Consider the following 14,642-nt stretch of genomic DNA (forward strand, 5'->3'; position numbering starts at 1 on the left):
GAGCATTTTTCGACCTTGGCATTTCATGGTCGTGGGAGCTGATCTCTGTTCCCTCTTTTGAGGCACTAAGCTGTCAGCTAGCCCTAATCACAGGCGACTCCACAACCTAGAGTCGGATAAAGGGAGCGACTCCACCGACCATCACATGACAGGGAAGTCATGTGTTTGAGCGCCACATGGATGTGCTTGCAGCGTGTCGGTGTAGTGGCCCCTTTGTTCGGCTTTTACAGGCAGTACAAACTGACTACTTATTTAATACGATTGGTATGAAAGAGGGGAGAACAAGCTAATGTTAAATTTAAGTTACAATATAAGTTGTAAAAAAGTAAAATAATTATTGACTAATCAGTCAACTTTCATTTTAATTACACGTGAAGATATTATTATTTTGCTGTTTAGCCATACGTGCAGGGTTCTGCTAAAGGAGGTGAGCTTGATTAAGTTTCTACTTAACCAAGAAATGCGAGAGGAAACGGACCTGTCGCCCAATGTAACGGTACTTAATTATTTACGCGAACACCTAGGGAAAAACGGCACTAAAGAAGGCTGTGGCTCCGGTGATTGTGGCGCTTGCACAGTAGTGCTAGGCGAGCGTGAAGGGGATCATATCCGCTATCGTACCGTGAACTCTTGTCTTACTTTTGTATCTACCCTACACGGCAAACAGCTGCTCACTGTAGAAGATCTCAAATCACGTGATGGCCGCTTACACCCAGTTCAACAAGCCATGGTCGATTTTCATGGCTCCCAATGTGGGTACTGTACACCGGGCTTTATTATGTCGATGTTTGCCCTCAGTAAAAATAAGCCCACGGCACAAAAACACGACATTTTTGAAGCCTTGGCCGGCAACCTATGCCGTTGTACAGGTTATCGTCCTATTGTGGATGCCGCCAAGGCGATTGCCGAGCAGCCACAATTGGTGGATCAATTTTCTACCTATGAAGCTGAGATATTAGCCAAGCTGGATCAGATTGAAACCGATGCTTTAGTTACCCTTAACGGAAACGGCAATGTATGTTTTTCTCCGGTATCCAGCGATGAGCTAGCCCATTTATTAATGGAGCACCCCGATGCACAGCTATTAGCGGGTGGTACCGATTTGGCACTGCAAGTTACACAGCTTTATCGTGAACTACCCAAGATGATTTATGTGGGTAACGTGGGGGACATGAAGCAGCTGACAGAAGATGAGCAGCAACTTGTAATAGGAGCAGCCCGTAGCTTAAACGATAGCTACGACGCATTAAGCCGAGTATTTCCCGATATGGGCGAGCTACTAGAGCGCTTTGCTTCGTTGCAAATACGCAACCAAGGGACGCTGGGCGGCAACATAGGTAATGCCTCGCCGATTGGCGATGCTCCGCCAGTGTTAATGGCGTTAAATGCCCGCCTAGTACTGCGCAAAGGGGATGAGCGTCGCGAGTTACCCATAGGAGATTACTTTTTAGACTATAAAAAGACCGCCCAGCAAACCAGTGAGTTTATTGAAAAAATTATTGTGCCTAAGCCCACCGCCAATCAGTGCTTTAAAGTATATAAGCTCTCTAAGCGCTTAGATGACGATATTTCTGCGGTATGCGGTGCCTTTAATCTCACCATTACCAATGATGTGATTAGTGATGCGCGCATTGCTTTTGGTGGCATGGCGGCAGTGCCTAAGCGAGCAAGCGCCTGTGAACAAGCGTTACTCAATCAACCCTGGACCAAAGCGACAGTAAAGGTGGCCATGGATGCCTTAAGTGGTGACTTTGAGCCGCTCACTGACTTTAGAGCCAGTAAGGAATATCGCACTAAAACAGCGACTAATTTGCTTTATAAGTTCTTTTTAGAACAACAAAGTCTGCAACTTGAAACAAGGGTGACGTCTTATGTCTAATACAGCCAAACAGACACTGACCATCGATGAAATGATGGCTCTGGTAAAGCAGAATCTGCAAACGGGCGTGGGCAAAAAAGTGCCACACGACAGTGCTGCTATGCAGGTATCGGGTGAAGCGCAATACATAGACGACAGATTGGAGTTTCCTAATCAATTGCACTTGTATGCTCGTCAGTCAGAGCGTGCTCATGCCCGCATTACCAAGTTAGATGTTAGCCCTTGTTATGAGTTTGACGGCGTTACCTTGGCTATTACCGCAAAAGATGTGCCTGGGCAGTTAGATATTGGCCCTATCTTGGCCGGTGATCCGCTATTAGCCGATGGCAAAGTTGAATACGTAGGACAAGTGGTATTGGCGGTGGCCGCGAACGATTTAGTCACGGCGCGCAAAGCTGCCATGGCCGCTATTATTGAATATGAAGACTTGCCCGCTATTTTATCGGTAGAAGAAGCGTTAGAAAAAAAGCATTTTGTGACAGAAAGCCACACCCAACAAAGAGGTGACTCCGCCGCCGGTCTAGCTAACGCCAAGCACGTTATTGAAGGCAGCTTACACATTGGTGGCCAAGAGCACTTCTACTTAGAAACCCAAGTGAGCTCTGTGGTACCCACCGAAGATGGCGGCATGATGGTGTTTACCTCAAGCCAGCACCCTACTGAAATTCAAAAGCTAGTGGCCAGTGTGTTAGGGGTACCCATGCACAAAGTGGTCGCCGATATGCGACGCATGGGCGGTGGTTTTGGTGGTAAAGAAACCCAAGCCGCAGCACCCGCCTGTTTAGCTGCTGTGGTGGCGCGCTTAACTGGTCGACCGACCAAGATGCGGCTACCGCGAGTCGAAGACATGATGATGACAGGCAAGCGACATCCCTTTTATAACCAATATAAAATTGGTTTTGACGACACAGGCCGCATTCAAGCCGCTGAGATCATAGTGGCAGGTAACTGTGGTTACTCACCGGATCTGTCGTCATCCATTGTCGATCGTGCCATGTTTCATTCAGACAACGCCTATTACTTAGGTGATGCCACTGTGATTGGTCACAGATGTAAAACCCATACCGCTTCTAATACTGCCTATCGTGGCTTTGGTGGCCCACAGGGGATGATGACCATAGAGCATGTGATCGACGAAATTGCCTCACACTTAGGTAAAGATCCTTTAGAGATCCGTAAGGTTAACTTTTATGGAATAGAGGATCGTAATGTTACTCACTATCACCAGCCGGTAGAGCATAATATTATTCATGAGATGGTTGAGGAGCTAGAAGAGTCTAGCGAATACGCTCGCCGCCGTAATGAAATAAAAGCCTATAACGCGCAAAGCCCTATCTTGAAAAAAGGGATTGCCATTACCCCCGTTAAATTTGGTATTTCCTTTACCGCCAGCTTTCTTAACCAAGGCGGTGCCTTAGTACACGTGTATACCGATGGCAGTATTCATCTTAATCACGGTGGTACTGAAATGGGGCAGGGGTTGAATATTAAAGTGGCGCAAATTGTGGCTGAAGAATTTCAGGTGGATATTGACCGCATTCAGATCACGGCCACCAATACCGATAAAGTGCCTAATACTTCCCCTACAGCGGCATCAAGTGGTACGGATATTAACGGTAAAGCAGCGCAAAACGCGGCAATTACCATTAAAAATCGCTTAATTGAATGGGCGGCAGGGCATTTTCAGGTTACGCCAGAAGAAGTGGTGTTTAAGAATAACTTTGTGACGATCCGCGGTCAGATCATGTCTTTTCCTGAGTTTATTGAGCTGGCCTACTTTAACCAAATCTCACTATCGAGTACTGGTTTCTATCGTACGCCTAAGATCTTTTACGATCACGCCACCGGCTCAGGTTCGCCTTTTTACTACTTTGCCTATGGAGTGGCCTGCTCTGAGGTAGTGATTGATACCCTAACTGGCGAATATAAGATTTTACGAGCAGATATTTTGCACGATGTGGGCGACTCGCTAAACCCAGCGATTGATATTGGCCAAGTAGAAGGTGCCTTTGTACAAGGGGTGGGTTGGTTAACCACAGAAGAGTTGGTATGGAATGATAAAGGTCGCTTAATGACCACAGGCCCTGCAGGTTACAAAATTCCTGCCGTGGCAGATATGCCCATTGATTTTCGAACTAAGCTGGTTGAAAACCGCAAAAATCCAGAAGACACCGTCTTTCATTCTAAAGCCGTGGGTGAACCGCCCTTTATGCTGGGTATTTCGGTGTGGTGTGCCCTTAAAGATGCCATTGCCAGCGTGTCTGATTACCAAAAATATCCCCATATCGACTCACCTGCTACCCCAGAGCGCGTGCTATGGGCGGCGGAGCAAATGCACGAGTGGGTAGAAAAGAATGCAGCCACAGCGGGAGATGCGTGAGGGGAGGCGAGTATCAATTGAGGTAGCGGCAGAAGTCGAACCAAGGGCTTACTCCTCCGACTCGCCGTAAACCCATCCCTGGGGGGCTCAACCGCGCCATCCCTGGCGCAGATGGTCGGTTGAGTCATTCCCTTGGTCCTCCCTTAAGCACTGAGTTGCTTAAAGGGATACCAATCGGCAGCTGAGATATTAGGAAGAGGTAGTAAGGGTATGTTCAAGGATAACTGGATTCAAATATTGGCCGAGTTAGAGCGCAAAGGCGAGCCTTGTGTCATGGTGACAGTGGTGGAGCATAAAGGCTCAACGCCTCGCGATAGCGGTACCAAAATGCTGGTGACCGAGCAGGGTTGCTACGCCACTATTGGTGGCGGTCACCTTGAGTATAAAGCTCTTAAGCTGGCGCGCGATATGTTGTTGACAGGCAATACACAGGTGAAAGTGGAGCGCTTTAACTTAGGAGCCAGCCTTGGCCAGTGTTGTGGTGGCATGGCCAGCATTATGCTAGAGCCTGTGGTGCGTGCCCGCCATCATCTCGTGTTATTTGGTGCCGGTCATGTGGCTAAGGCCTTGGTGCATATTCTGGCAACGCTGCCGTTTCGTATTACCTGGATTGATGAGCGTGAAGCTGAGTTTCCTGCTGAATCAATCGCCAATGTTACTCAAGTGGTCAGTGATGATCCTGTGGGGGAAATACCTAGCCAGCCGGCCAATAGTTTTTATTTGGTGATGACCCATAATCATCAATTAGACCTTGAACTCTGTGCCCACATATTAAAGCGCAACGATGCCCGCTACTTTGGCGTGATTGGCTCGCAAACTAAACGCAAACGCTTTGACTACAAGCTAAAAGAGCGCGGTTTTAACGATGCGGATTTAACGAAAATGATCTGCCCGATTGGGTTAAGTGAAGTGAGTGGCAAGCATCCTGCCGAAATTGCGGTGTCGGTAGCGGGGGAGTTGATACGTGAATATCAGCGCCAAGCGCCCAGCGCCAAGCTAGATCAAGGTATTAAAGATATCTCTGCCACGCAACGCATAGAAGAAGTCACATGCGACGAGTGACAAGATCCGACATATTGAATGGTATTACTGAGTTTTTGGAGACGTGTTTATGACACAAGTGACCGCTTATCGCGCCGCTATTATTAACTGCTTGGCTGATCCAAGCCAAGTGGGACTAGACGCCAGCTACCATTATTATGAAGATGGTATTTTGGTCGTTACCGAGGGGCATATCAGTGATATTGGCCCAGCAGACGAAGTACTTGCACGCTTACCAGCAAATACTAATGTGGTCGAGTTTGAAAATAAATTACTCAGTGCCGGCTTTGTTGATACGCATATTCATTACCCACAAACGGAAATGATTGCCTCTTACGGTGAACAGCTACTCGACTGGTTAAATAACTATACCTTTCCTGAAGAAGGTAAGTTCTCCGATCCTGAACATGCCAAGCGCGTCGCTCGCTTTTTCTTAGATGAATTACTGCGTAATGGTACTACCACCGCTTTGGTGTTTGGCACTGTGCATAAAGCCTCTGTTGATGCTTTTTTTACGGAATCTGAGCAGCGCAATATGCGCATGATCGCCGGCAAGGTGATGATGGACCGCAATGCCCCCGATTATTTATTAGATACCCCAGCAACAGGTTATGCCGACAGTAAAGACTTAATTGAGCGCTGGCATAACAAAGGCCGTCAGCTATATGCAGTAACCCCAAGGTTTGCTCCTACTAGCAGCGCCGAACAGCTCACTCTGGCAGGGCAGTTATTAGCCGAATATCCCGATGTCTATTTGCAAACCCATTTATCAGAAAATAAACAAGAAATAGAGTGGGTTAAGTCGTTATTTCCCGAGCGAGCCGGTTACTTAGATGTATACGATCACTTTGGGTTGTTAGGAGCGCGGTCGGTATTTGCTCACGCAGTACATTTAGAGCAGGCTGAATGTGAACGTATGGGTGAGACCGACTCTATTATTTCGTTTTGCCCGACGTCTAACTTATTTTTAGGCTCAGGCTTACTTGATTTACCCGAAGTAGAAAGTCACGGTATTCGCGTCGGGTTAGGCACAGATGTCGGCGGAGGGACGAGTTTCTCTATGCTACGCACTATTTCTGAAGCCTATAAAATCCAGCAATTACAAGAGCATAAGCTGCATCCTATTAAAGCTTTATATTTGGCGACCTTAGGCGGCGCTGCGTCATTAAGCTTAGATGATAAAATAGGGAATTTAAGTGTAGGTAAAGAAGCTGACTTTTTAGTATTAGACTTACATGCCACCCCATTAATGGATGCTCGAATTGCCAATAGCCAACATCTATTTGAACAGTTATTTGTACTGATGATGTTAGGAGATGATAGAGCTATTGCCGAGACGTACATTGCTGGGCGACGTCAGTATCAACGAGATTAGCCAGTAATGCTTGTTTTTTTAAATACAATAAAGCGCCCAATTAGGGCGTTTTTTGTGTTCAGTCACAGTCTTGACTAATGTGGCTACCGAATTGTGCAAAACACAGTAAGATAGTATACGTAATTACAAAAATTTAACTAACTAACAAGCAAACATTACCCAGCATAAACTGTTAGCAATGCATGATCAGCCAGTAATGTCAGCCTTAATTGGAAACCTTATTTATGAGTTCACTTAGCCAGTTGGAGCCAAGATCCGTCAAGTCGAGTTCAAATACCCAAGATGATGTGGTTTATGAACATATTTTTGATGCCATTTTAGAACAACGCCTTGCCCCAGGCACTAAGCTGAGTGAAGAAGCCCTCGGCGAAATATTTGGTGTCAGCCGAACCATTATTCGTCGCTCTTTATTGCGCTTATCTCATGAGCAAGTAGTGAGTATTCGTCCTAATAGAGGGGCTGTAGTAGCGGCACCGAGTGTTGAGGAAGCTAAGCAAATCTTTGCCGCACGGCGTGTGGTTGAGCTCGCTGTCATTGAACTGGCGGTAAAAAATGTGACCCCAGCAAGTTTAGAGCGGATTCGCAATTTAGTGCAACAAGAGCAAGATGCCTTTGACCGTGGTGATCGTGGTAGTGGTATTCGTTTATCAGGAGAGTTTCACCTAGAGCTGGCGCACATGGCTAATAACACGCCACTGCTTAATTTTCAGCGCAGCGTGGTATCGCAAACCTCATTGATCATTGCTCAGTACGAAGTGGGGCATCAAGCTGATTGTTCTTTTAATGAACACGAAGCATTGCTGCTGGCTATAGAATCAGGTGACCCTATTCGTGCTGTGGCTATGATGGCGCAACACTTGGATCATATTGAAGGGAAGTTAAACCTAGATAATGAAACGGCGTCTACTGACTTACATGCCGTATTTTCAGGTGTGAGCAAAAGAAAAGCGCGTCGCAATTAAGTACATATTTAGAGCGTGGTAGTAAGCGAAACCATACCACTTTTTAATGTGAGTTGCCGTCACCTATAGCTGAACATTTATAGCTGACGGCTTGGTTATTCTTAGCTACTCATCAGCGGTCGGATCTTCCGGTCTTGGCACAATTAATACCGGAATACGCGAGTCACGTAATACATTTTTAGCGACACTGCCTAACAGCGTTTGTAGCCACCCTTTTTCGTGAGAGCCCATAATAATTAAGTCGCATTCCAGTGCGTTAGCCCGCTCTAAAATAGTCTGATTAGGGTATCCCTCAACCACTTCGTAACCTACAATTTGCTCGCGCAAGCGCTGATTTTTCGCATCCATACTGTCCCAAAAATCAGCCAGTTGTTGGTCTAGATGTTGGTAGGCATGATCGAGTCGTTTTTGTAAAAACTCCTCACTGCCACTTTGGTTAAAAATATACGACTGCAAGGTAAGGCGTTCATCACTGGTAAGCTGCTCTACCACTTTTAATATATGAACCCTAGCCCCCGTTGTTTTGGCTAAATACACCGCATATTGAAAAGCATAAGCGGCATTTTTAGATAAATCAGTACAATAAAGAATGTTATTCACGTTCGGCAACATAGATATACCCCTTATATAAAGTGAACGCGGCTCCCGTCGCTATACTCGTCCCCGCTATAACTTTTCAATTGCAATACCCTGTTCACCATTTGGCGGCGCTATTTTGCACTCTTGAAATATTTTAGCGGTACAGGTTTGGCAAATTTTGGGGTCTAATTGGTCGTAAATACGGTGTATCGCTTTGCCTTTGTTAGCAAAAATATGATCCTCACCCAAGCGCTCCAGCAGATTATTGCGCTTAAGCGTACGCATTACGCCTTCTTTTACATTACATAAATATAAATCGCCACCCTGAGCCCGCCGGCGCAATGATTCTTGTAGCAGCATCTGTGCACCTACTATATCAACAAAATTCATGCCATTACCGACGATCAGCAACTTAGGCTCGTTTACGTTTTGTAAATATTCTTGAACATGGTTCACTGCCCCAAAAAATAGTGAGCCTTCAATGCGAATAATACGTAACTGTGGACAATAAGGTAGTCGTTTATTATCGGTGCTTACAAACTGCGGATGCTTAGCGTTGGGGTCGGGTAAGATGCTCACAATGCGTGGGTGTGAGGTGCGCTTTAGATAAAATACCAGTGATAAAATAACACCGGCGTAAATGGCAAACTCTAGCGCCACCAACAAGGTCGCGGCAAAGGTCACCACCAATACTGTGGTTTCTGATTTAGCGGCGCGTACGATTAATTTAATATGATAAAAATCGATTAAGTTCCATGCCACCACCAAGAGTAACCCTGCCATGGCGGGAATGGGCAGCCAAGCAGTAATATCAGAGAATAATAATAAGATGATCAGCAAAAAGCAGGAGGCAAAAATAGCAGCCAGTGGCGTGCGGGCGCCAGAAGTAAAGTTAACCCCAGTGCGGGTGAATGATCCAGACGAGGCGTAGCAAGAAAAGAAGGCACCCACTACATTAGATAACCCTTGACCAATAAACTCCTGATTATCGTCTAAGCGTTGATGAGAGCGACTAGCAATGGCCCGAGAAATAGACGAGGCCTCTACTAGGCCTAATAAACTAATTGCGAGTGCACCAGATGAAAGCGCACTCATATTACTAAAGCTTAAATCGGGGATACTAAAGGGCGGTAAACTGGCAGGAATGGCTCCCACCATAGCGATATGCTGTTGGGTAGGATCTAAAATAAAAGCCAAGCCACTGGCTAATGCGAGCGCGATTAGCATATTAGGCCAGCGAGGGCGATATTTCTTAATGAGCACACAGCTAATCAACGTAGTGAGCCCCACCGCCAAGCTATACGAGTCGGTATGGGATAAATGACTCAACACTTGCCAGCCATTGTCGGTAAAAGTGCCTGTGGTTTCGAGCGATAGCCCCAATAAATTTTGCAGCTGACTTACCACAATCACTACCGCCGCCCCAGCAGTAAAGCCAATCACCACAGAATGGGACACAAAGTTCACTAATACCCCAAGCCTGGCTGAGGCAAGCACCAGCTGAAAGACCCCCTTCATTAAGGTGAGGGTAAGGGCGAGGGCAATAAACTCGGCACTACCGGGGGTGGCTAGTGGGCTCACAGAGGTAAACACCACCACCGACATTGCCGCAGTGGGGCCAGAGATTAAATGCCAAGATGAACCAAATAATGCCGCTATAATCGCCGGGACAATCGCAGCGTAAAGGCCATACTCAGGCGGCAGGCCGGCAATCAGTGCATAGGCAACACCTTGAGGAAGCACTATGATCGCATTGGTGAGCCCTGCTTGGGCATCGGCGCGTAAGCTGGCGCCATTGACTAGGGGCGTCCACTGCAAAAATGGCAGTATCCGGGGCCATATACTCGATTTTCCCTGCGCTCGATTTGGCATAGTGCCTGCACTCCCTAGCCGCTAATAATATCTGCTACATAGTATTATACATAACAAAAGCCGTAGCAGCTTTCAAAAGCCGCTGTACGGCTAATGCGCTATGTTAAAAAGTGGTGTGGCGTCTGGCTAGGCTGCTGTCATGCCGACAGTGACACAATAAAAAACCACCGCACAAGGCGGTGGTTGTTAATTGTTAAGCAATTAGGTGCACTATTTATGCGGGCATAAAAGCAAACTTAAGAATGAAGATTACGGCAAGTACATAAACACCAATAGACACCTGACGCGCTTGGCCTGTCGCTAATTTTAACACTGCGTAGCTGACAAAGCCCATGCCAATCCCGTTCGCAATCGAGAAAGTGAATGGCATCATTAAAGCAGTAATGGCCGCTGGCGCCATTTCGGTGTAATCGTCCCAGTTTATTTTAGACAAACTACTCATCATGGCGAAAGCCACATAAAGCAGTGCGCCTGCGGTTGCATAGCCTGGGATCATGGTAGCCAAAGGCTCTAAAAATATCGCTAAAATAAACAACACCGCTATGGTTATCGCGGTTAAACCCGTTCTTCCCCCGGCTGCCACACCGGCAGAACTTTCAACGTAACTGGTGACCGGTGGGCACCCAACAAAGGTACCAATCACAGAAGAAGCACTGTCTGCTTTTAGAGATTTTTTCAAGCCCTTAATGGTACCGTCATCATTACGTAGGTTAGCGCGTTCGGCTACGCCCATTAGGGTGCCGGCGGTATCAAACATATTTACAAACAAGAAAGCTAAAATAACGGTGATCATGCCCACGTCGAGTGCGCCCATGATATCGAGCTTCATCAATGTGGGAGCTAAGCTAGGTGGCATAGAAAAAATACCATTATAGGGTACTGTTCCCATGAAAAAGCCGATTAGGGTAACGGCTAGCATACCGAGTAATACCGCGCCAAACACTCTAAGGTAGGCCAGCACTGAAATTACAAGAAAGCACACAACAGACAAAAACGCCGTTTGCCCAGTTAAGTCGCCCATAGATAATATAGTGGCTGGGTTGGCAACCACTATACCCGCACTTTGTAAGCCGACCATGCCTAAAAACAGGCCGACCCCAGCCGTCATGGCATAGCGTAACGACTCGGGAATAGCATCCAGCACCCATTCCCGAATCTTCCAAAAGCTCATGGCGGTAAAAATAATACCCGACCAGAATACCGCACCCAATGCGACTTCCCAGCTATAGCCCATTTGACCGACAACTGTGTAGGCAAATAAGGCATTTAAGCCCATACCAGGCGCCAAACCGACCGGCCAGTTGGCATACAAGCCCATTAGTAGGGTCGCAATGGCGGCCCCCACACAGGTGGCAACAAACACGGCACCTGAGTCCATGCCCGTCGTCGACATAATTTGTGGATTAACAAAAATGATGTAAGCCATAGTCAGGAAGGTCGTTAAACCTGCCACTAATTCGGTTTTTACCGAAGTGCCATGCGCTTGTAATTTAAATAGTTTCTCCAGTAGACCGGAAGACGTCGCTGAGGAAGGAGTAGAGTTCACTGGCTGATCCGTTTTTTTGTTGGCATTTTCCATGGCCGGACATCCTTGAATAGTTAAAGTGGCAAAGTGTCAATGCCGAGCGCTGTATAACGTCGGCATTGACAGATGCTGCTTACTACCCGTTAGCTGCCTCTATAAGTAGAGTAGCTATAGGGTGAGATCAGCAGGGGTACATGGTAGTGATCTTGATCTGCAGCTAAACCAAAACGGATAACAACGTCATCCAAAAAAGCAGGCTCTAGCAGCTCAACACCTTGTTTACGTAAATAAGTGCCAGTGTGAAAAACCAACTGATACTTACCGGCCACATAGTCGTCACCTTCTAATACTGGCGCGTCGGTACGGCCATCGCTATTGGTGTATACAGTGTTGATTAATGTGGTTTTCTCACCTTCTTCAACGCGATACAGCTCAATTTTAATGTCAGTACCTGGCTTACCTTTAGATGCGTCGAGTATATGTGTCGTTAACTTTCCCATTTTCAATTACCTTGCGCGTGTTACGCGTCTCCATTATAACAAGGTACCGCCTTCATAACTTTAATACCCACAACTTATTGTAGAGCATGGCTAAGCTTTGATGGCGGAACTAATTTTACATCAAGATAATATTTAATGTCTACATTTTGTTAACATAAAATTGACTCGCAAGTCACATTTCTAGTTACTCACGACTCAGTGACTATCTTGATGAATAGGATTGTCTTTGCTTTGAAGAGCCAAAGCAAGATAAGCTGCAAGTTCTGATACAAAAAGCAAACCTGTTATTTACATATATCGTCTTTATTGTATACAATCAGGTCGATATTAGACTGACCAGCCCTGTGCATACTCTTGTTTCGGCTGGTATCCCGCCCTTCGTTTCAAGGAGTTTTTGATGAGCCAAACAACCGATTACCCTCGCGATCTTGCTGGGTATGGTGCTAACCCACCCCACCCTAAGTGGCCAAACAAAGCCCGCATTGCTATTAACTTTGTACTTAACTACGAAGAAGGCGGCGAGCGTAACGTATTGCACGGTGACGGCGAGTCTGAAGCCTTTTTATCTGAAATGCCCACTGCGGTTGCATTTCCTAATGCTCGTCACATGAGCATGGAATCTATCTATGAATATGGTAGCCGTGCTGGTGTATGGCGTATGTTGCGTTTATTTAAGCGCTATAACATTCCCATGACCATATTTGCCGTGGCCACCGCCCTTGAGCGTTATCCTGAACTGGCTAAAGTTTTTATGGACGAAGGCCATGAGATTTGCTCACACGCTTATAAATGGATTACCTATCAGTTTATGAGTGAAGAAGAAGAGCGCGAGCACTATGAAAAAGCCATGGAAATCTTTGAGCGCGTTTGTGGTGAACGTCCTAAAGGTTGGTACACTGGCCGTGACAGCCCTAACACTCGTAAGATTGTAATGGAAGACAAAGGTATTTTGTATGATTCCGACTCTTACGGTGATGATCTCCCATATTGGGTAGATAACGACGGCGAAGGCCACTTGGTGATCCCTTATGTAATGGACACTAACGACATGCGCTTTGGTCTAAATGGTTATAACAACGGCGAAGAGTTCTTCCAGTATCTAAAAGACTCATTCGACGTATTGTATGCAGAAGGCGCCGAAGCGCCCAAGATGCTGTCTATTGGTATGCACTGTCGCATACTGGGCCGCCCTGGCCGTATTGCAGGTCTTGAACGCTTTATTAAATATGTTCAAGGTCATGACCATGTTTGGTTTACTCGCCGTATCGACATTGCTAACCACTGGTATGCAAATCACCCTTATAAAGGAAGCAAGTAATGAGCCGTTTTACTACCTGTACTCCTAGTACCATGAGCCGCGACGAGTTTGTAGCTACGTTCGCCGACATTTACGAGCACTCGCCATGGGTTGCAGAGCAAGCATTTGATCAAGGCTTAACCGCTGAAGATGACGTGATTGTTAACCTGCATGCTCGCATGGCCGCCGTGATGAGCAATGCTGACAAAAAAGCGCAGCTAGACTTGATTAATGCTCACCCCGATTTAGCGGGTAAAGCGGCACAGCGCGGTGAGCTAACTGCGTCTTCTACTAACGAGCAAGCCGGTGCGGGTATTAGTGAGTGTAATGCCGAAGAGTTTGAGCGCTTCACTTATTTGAACAATGCCTATAAAGAGAAATTTCAATTTCCTTTCATCATGGCTGTAAAGGGTTCAAACCGTCACCAAATTTTAGCGGCATTCGAAGAGCGTATTCATAACGACTACGACACCGAGTTTGCCCGCGCGGTAAAAGAAATTAATAAAATTGGCGAGTTTCGTTTAAGCGCTATGTAAGTTAGGCGCTAAACAACTTTACTTAAAATACGGGGTGGCTAGGGTCGATACGATCTTAACACCCCGTTTTAATGAATGAATGGAGGCAACATGAACAAGACTCTTAAAATAGAGCCGCTTACAAAAGAAGCGTTTGCAGAATTTGGTGATGTTATTGAATCAGAAGGTCGTGATCATTTTATGATCAATAACGGCTCTACTGAGCGTTATCACAATGTAGGTGATGTACAATTAGATGAAGATGGCAAAGGCATTATCAGCATCTTCCGCGCTAAAATGCTGGAATACCCGCTGCAAGTGACTATGCTAGAGCGCCATCCTTTTGGCTCACAGTCATTCATCCCCTTGTTTGGTCATGAGTTCTTGCTAGTGGTTGCCCCAGTAGGTGACGGTAGCATGAATATTGATCCTGCTACCGTGCGCTGCTTCCGTGCTAGTGCTCGCCAAGGTGTTAACTACCACAGAAACGTATGGCACCACCCCATTATGGCGCTGCGCGATGATGACGAGTTCTTAGTAGTTGACCGTTCAGGCCCAGGTAATAACTGCGACGAGTTCTTCTTTGACGAGTCCATTAACATGACGGTTGAACTAGACTAAAAGTAGCTAGACTAGACACGTTATAAATATAAAAAGCCTCTTGCGTACAGTAAGAGGCTTTTTTAATGCTCAGCTAAAGACAAACACCACTGTGTT

Annotated in this window: 12 protein-coding genes; 8 read left to right on the forward strand and 4 right to left on the reverse strand. The window is 46.3% G+C overall.

The genetic code is table 11. The features are described from left to right. Positions 1-427: 427 nt before the first annotated feature. From xdhA to ACTHY5_RS07365, 5 genes are all read left to right on the forward strand, one after another. Entirely contained in the window at positions 428-1,879 is a 1,452-nt protein-coding gene (xdhA, locus tag ACTHY5_RS07345) for a xanthine dehydrogenase small subunit (RefSeq protein WP_441878246.1), read from the forward strand. After that, on the forward strand, positions 1,872-4,259 hold the full coding sequence (gene xdhB / locus ACTHY5_RS07350) for a xanthine dehydrogenase molybdopterin binding subunit (RefSeq protein WP_441878248.1): 2,388 nt from the start codon (positions 1,872-1,874) through the stop codon (positions 4,257-4,259). Before xdhA ends, xdhB begins: the two co-directional genes overlap by 8 nt. A 210-nt stretch (positions 4,260-4,469) precedes the next feature. Then, a complete protein-coding gene (gene xdhC / locus ACTHY5_RS07355) occupies positions 4,470-5,321 on the forward strand; it encodes a xanthine dehydrogenase accessory protein XdhC (protein ID WP_441878250.1) in 852 nt (283 codons plus the stop codon). 49 nt (positions 5,322-5,370) lie between these two features. Then, positions 5,371-6,675, forward strand: coding sequence for a guanine deaminase (guaD, locus tag ACTHY5_RS07360; RefSeq protein ID WP_441878252.1), 1,305 nt, complete (start codon positions 5,371-5,373; stop codon positions 6,673-6,675). Positions 6,676-6,899: 224 nt separating this feature from the next. Then, positions 6,900-7,637, forward strand: a complete 738-nt coding sequence (locus ACTHY5_RS07365) for a GntR family transcriptional regulator (protein WP_441878254.1) — start codon at positions 6,900-6,902, stop codon at positions 7,635-7,637. Between the two features lie 105 nt (positions 7,638-7,742). Here ACTHY5_RS07365 and ACTHY5_RS07370 read toward each other — a convergent pair whose 3' ends face one another. The 4 genes from ACTHY5_RS07370 to uraH all read right to left on the reverse strand — a co-directional run bounded on the left by ACTHY5_RS07370 (position 7,743) and on the right by uraH (position 12,113). Then, positions 7,743-8,249, reverse strand: coding sequence for a universal stress protein (locus ACTHY5_RS07370; protein WP_441878256.1), 507 nt, complete (start codon positions 8,247-8,249; stop codon positions 7,743-7,745). A gap of 54 nt (positions 8,250-8,303) precedes the next feature. Next, positions 8,304-10,088 carry a SulP family inorganic anion transporter gene (locus ACTHY5_RS07375; protein WP_441878258.1) on the reverse strand — a complete coding sequence of 595 codons (1,785 nt, stop codon included), beginning with the start codon at positions 10,086-10,088 and terminating at the stop codon, positions 8,304-8,306. Between the two features lie 214 nt (positions 10,089-10,302). Further along, a complete protein-coding gene (locus ACTHY5_RS07380) occupies positions 10,303-11,667 on the reverse strand; it encodes an NCS2 family permease (RefSeq protein ID WP_441878260.1) in 1,365 nt (454 codons plus the stop codon). A gap of 89 nt (positions 11,668-11,756) precedes the next feature. Next, positions 11,757-12,113 carry a hydroxyisourate hydrolase gene (gene uraH, locus ACTHY5_RS07385; protein ID WP_441878262.1) on the reverse strand — a complete coding sequence of 119 codons (357 nt, stop codon included), beginning with the start codon at positions 12,111-12,113 and terminating at the stop codon, positions 11,757-11,759. Between the two features lie 397 nt (positions 12,114-12,510). Between uraH and puuE the strand changes: the two genes are divergently transcribed. The 3 genes from puuE (at position 12,511) to ACTHY5_RS07400 (ending at position 14,546) form a co-directional block, all read left to right on the forward strand. Further along, the gene (gene puuE / locus ACTHY5_RS07390) at positions 12,511-13,431 is read left to right on the forward strand and encodes an allantoinase PuuE (protein WP_208003843.1); all 921 of its coding nucleotides are present in this window, start codon (positions 12,511-12,513) and stop codon (positions 13,429-13,431) included. After that, complete coding sequence (uraD, locus tag ACTHY5_RS07395) at positions 13,431-13,946, forward strand: 2-oxo-4-hydroxy-4-carboxy-5-ureidoimidazoline decarboxylase (RefSeq protein ID WP_441878264.1); 516 nt, start codon at positions 13,431-13,433, stop codon at positions 13,944-13,946. The genes puuE and uraD overlap by 1 nt, the downstream gene beginning before the upstream one ends. Before the next feature lie 90 nt (positions 13,947-14,036). Next, positions 14,037-14,546 (forward strand): ureidoglycolate lyase, encoded by a 510-nt coding sequence (locus ACTHY5_RS07400; RefSeq protein WP_441878266.1) that lies wholly within the window; start codon positions 14,037-14,039, stop codon positions 14,544-14,546. Positions 14,547-14,642 lie beyond the last annotated feature (96 nt).

This window comes from Oceanisphaera sp., from assembly GCF_052084945.1.
GTDB lineage: Bacteria > Pseudomonadota > Gammaproteobacteria > Enterobacterales > Aeromonadaceae > Oceanimonas.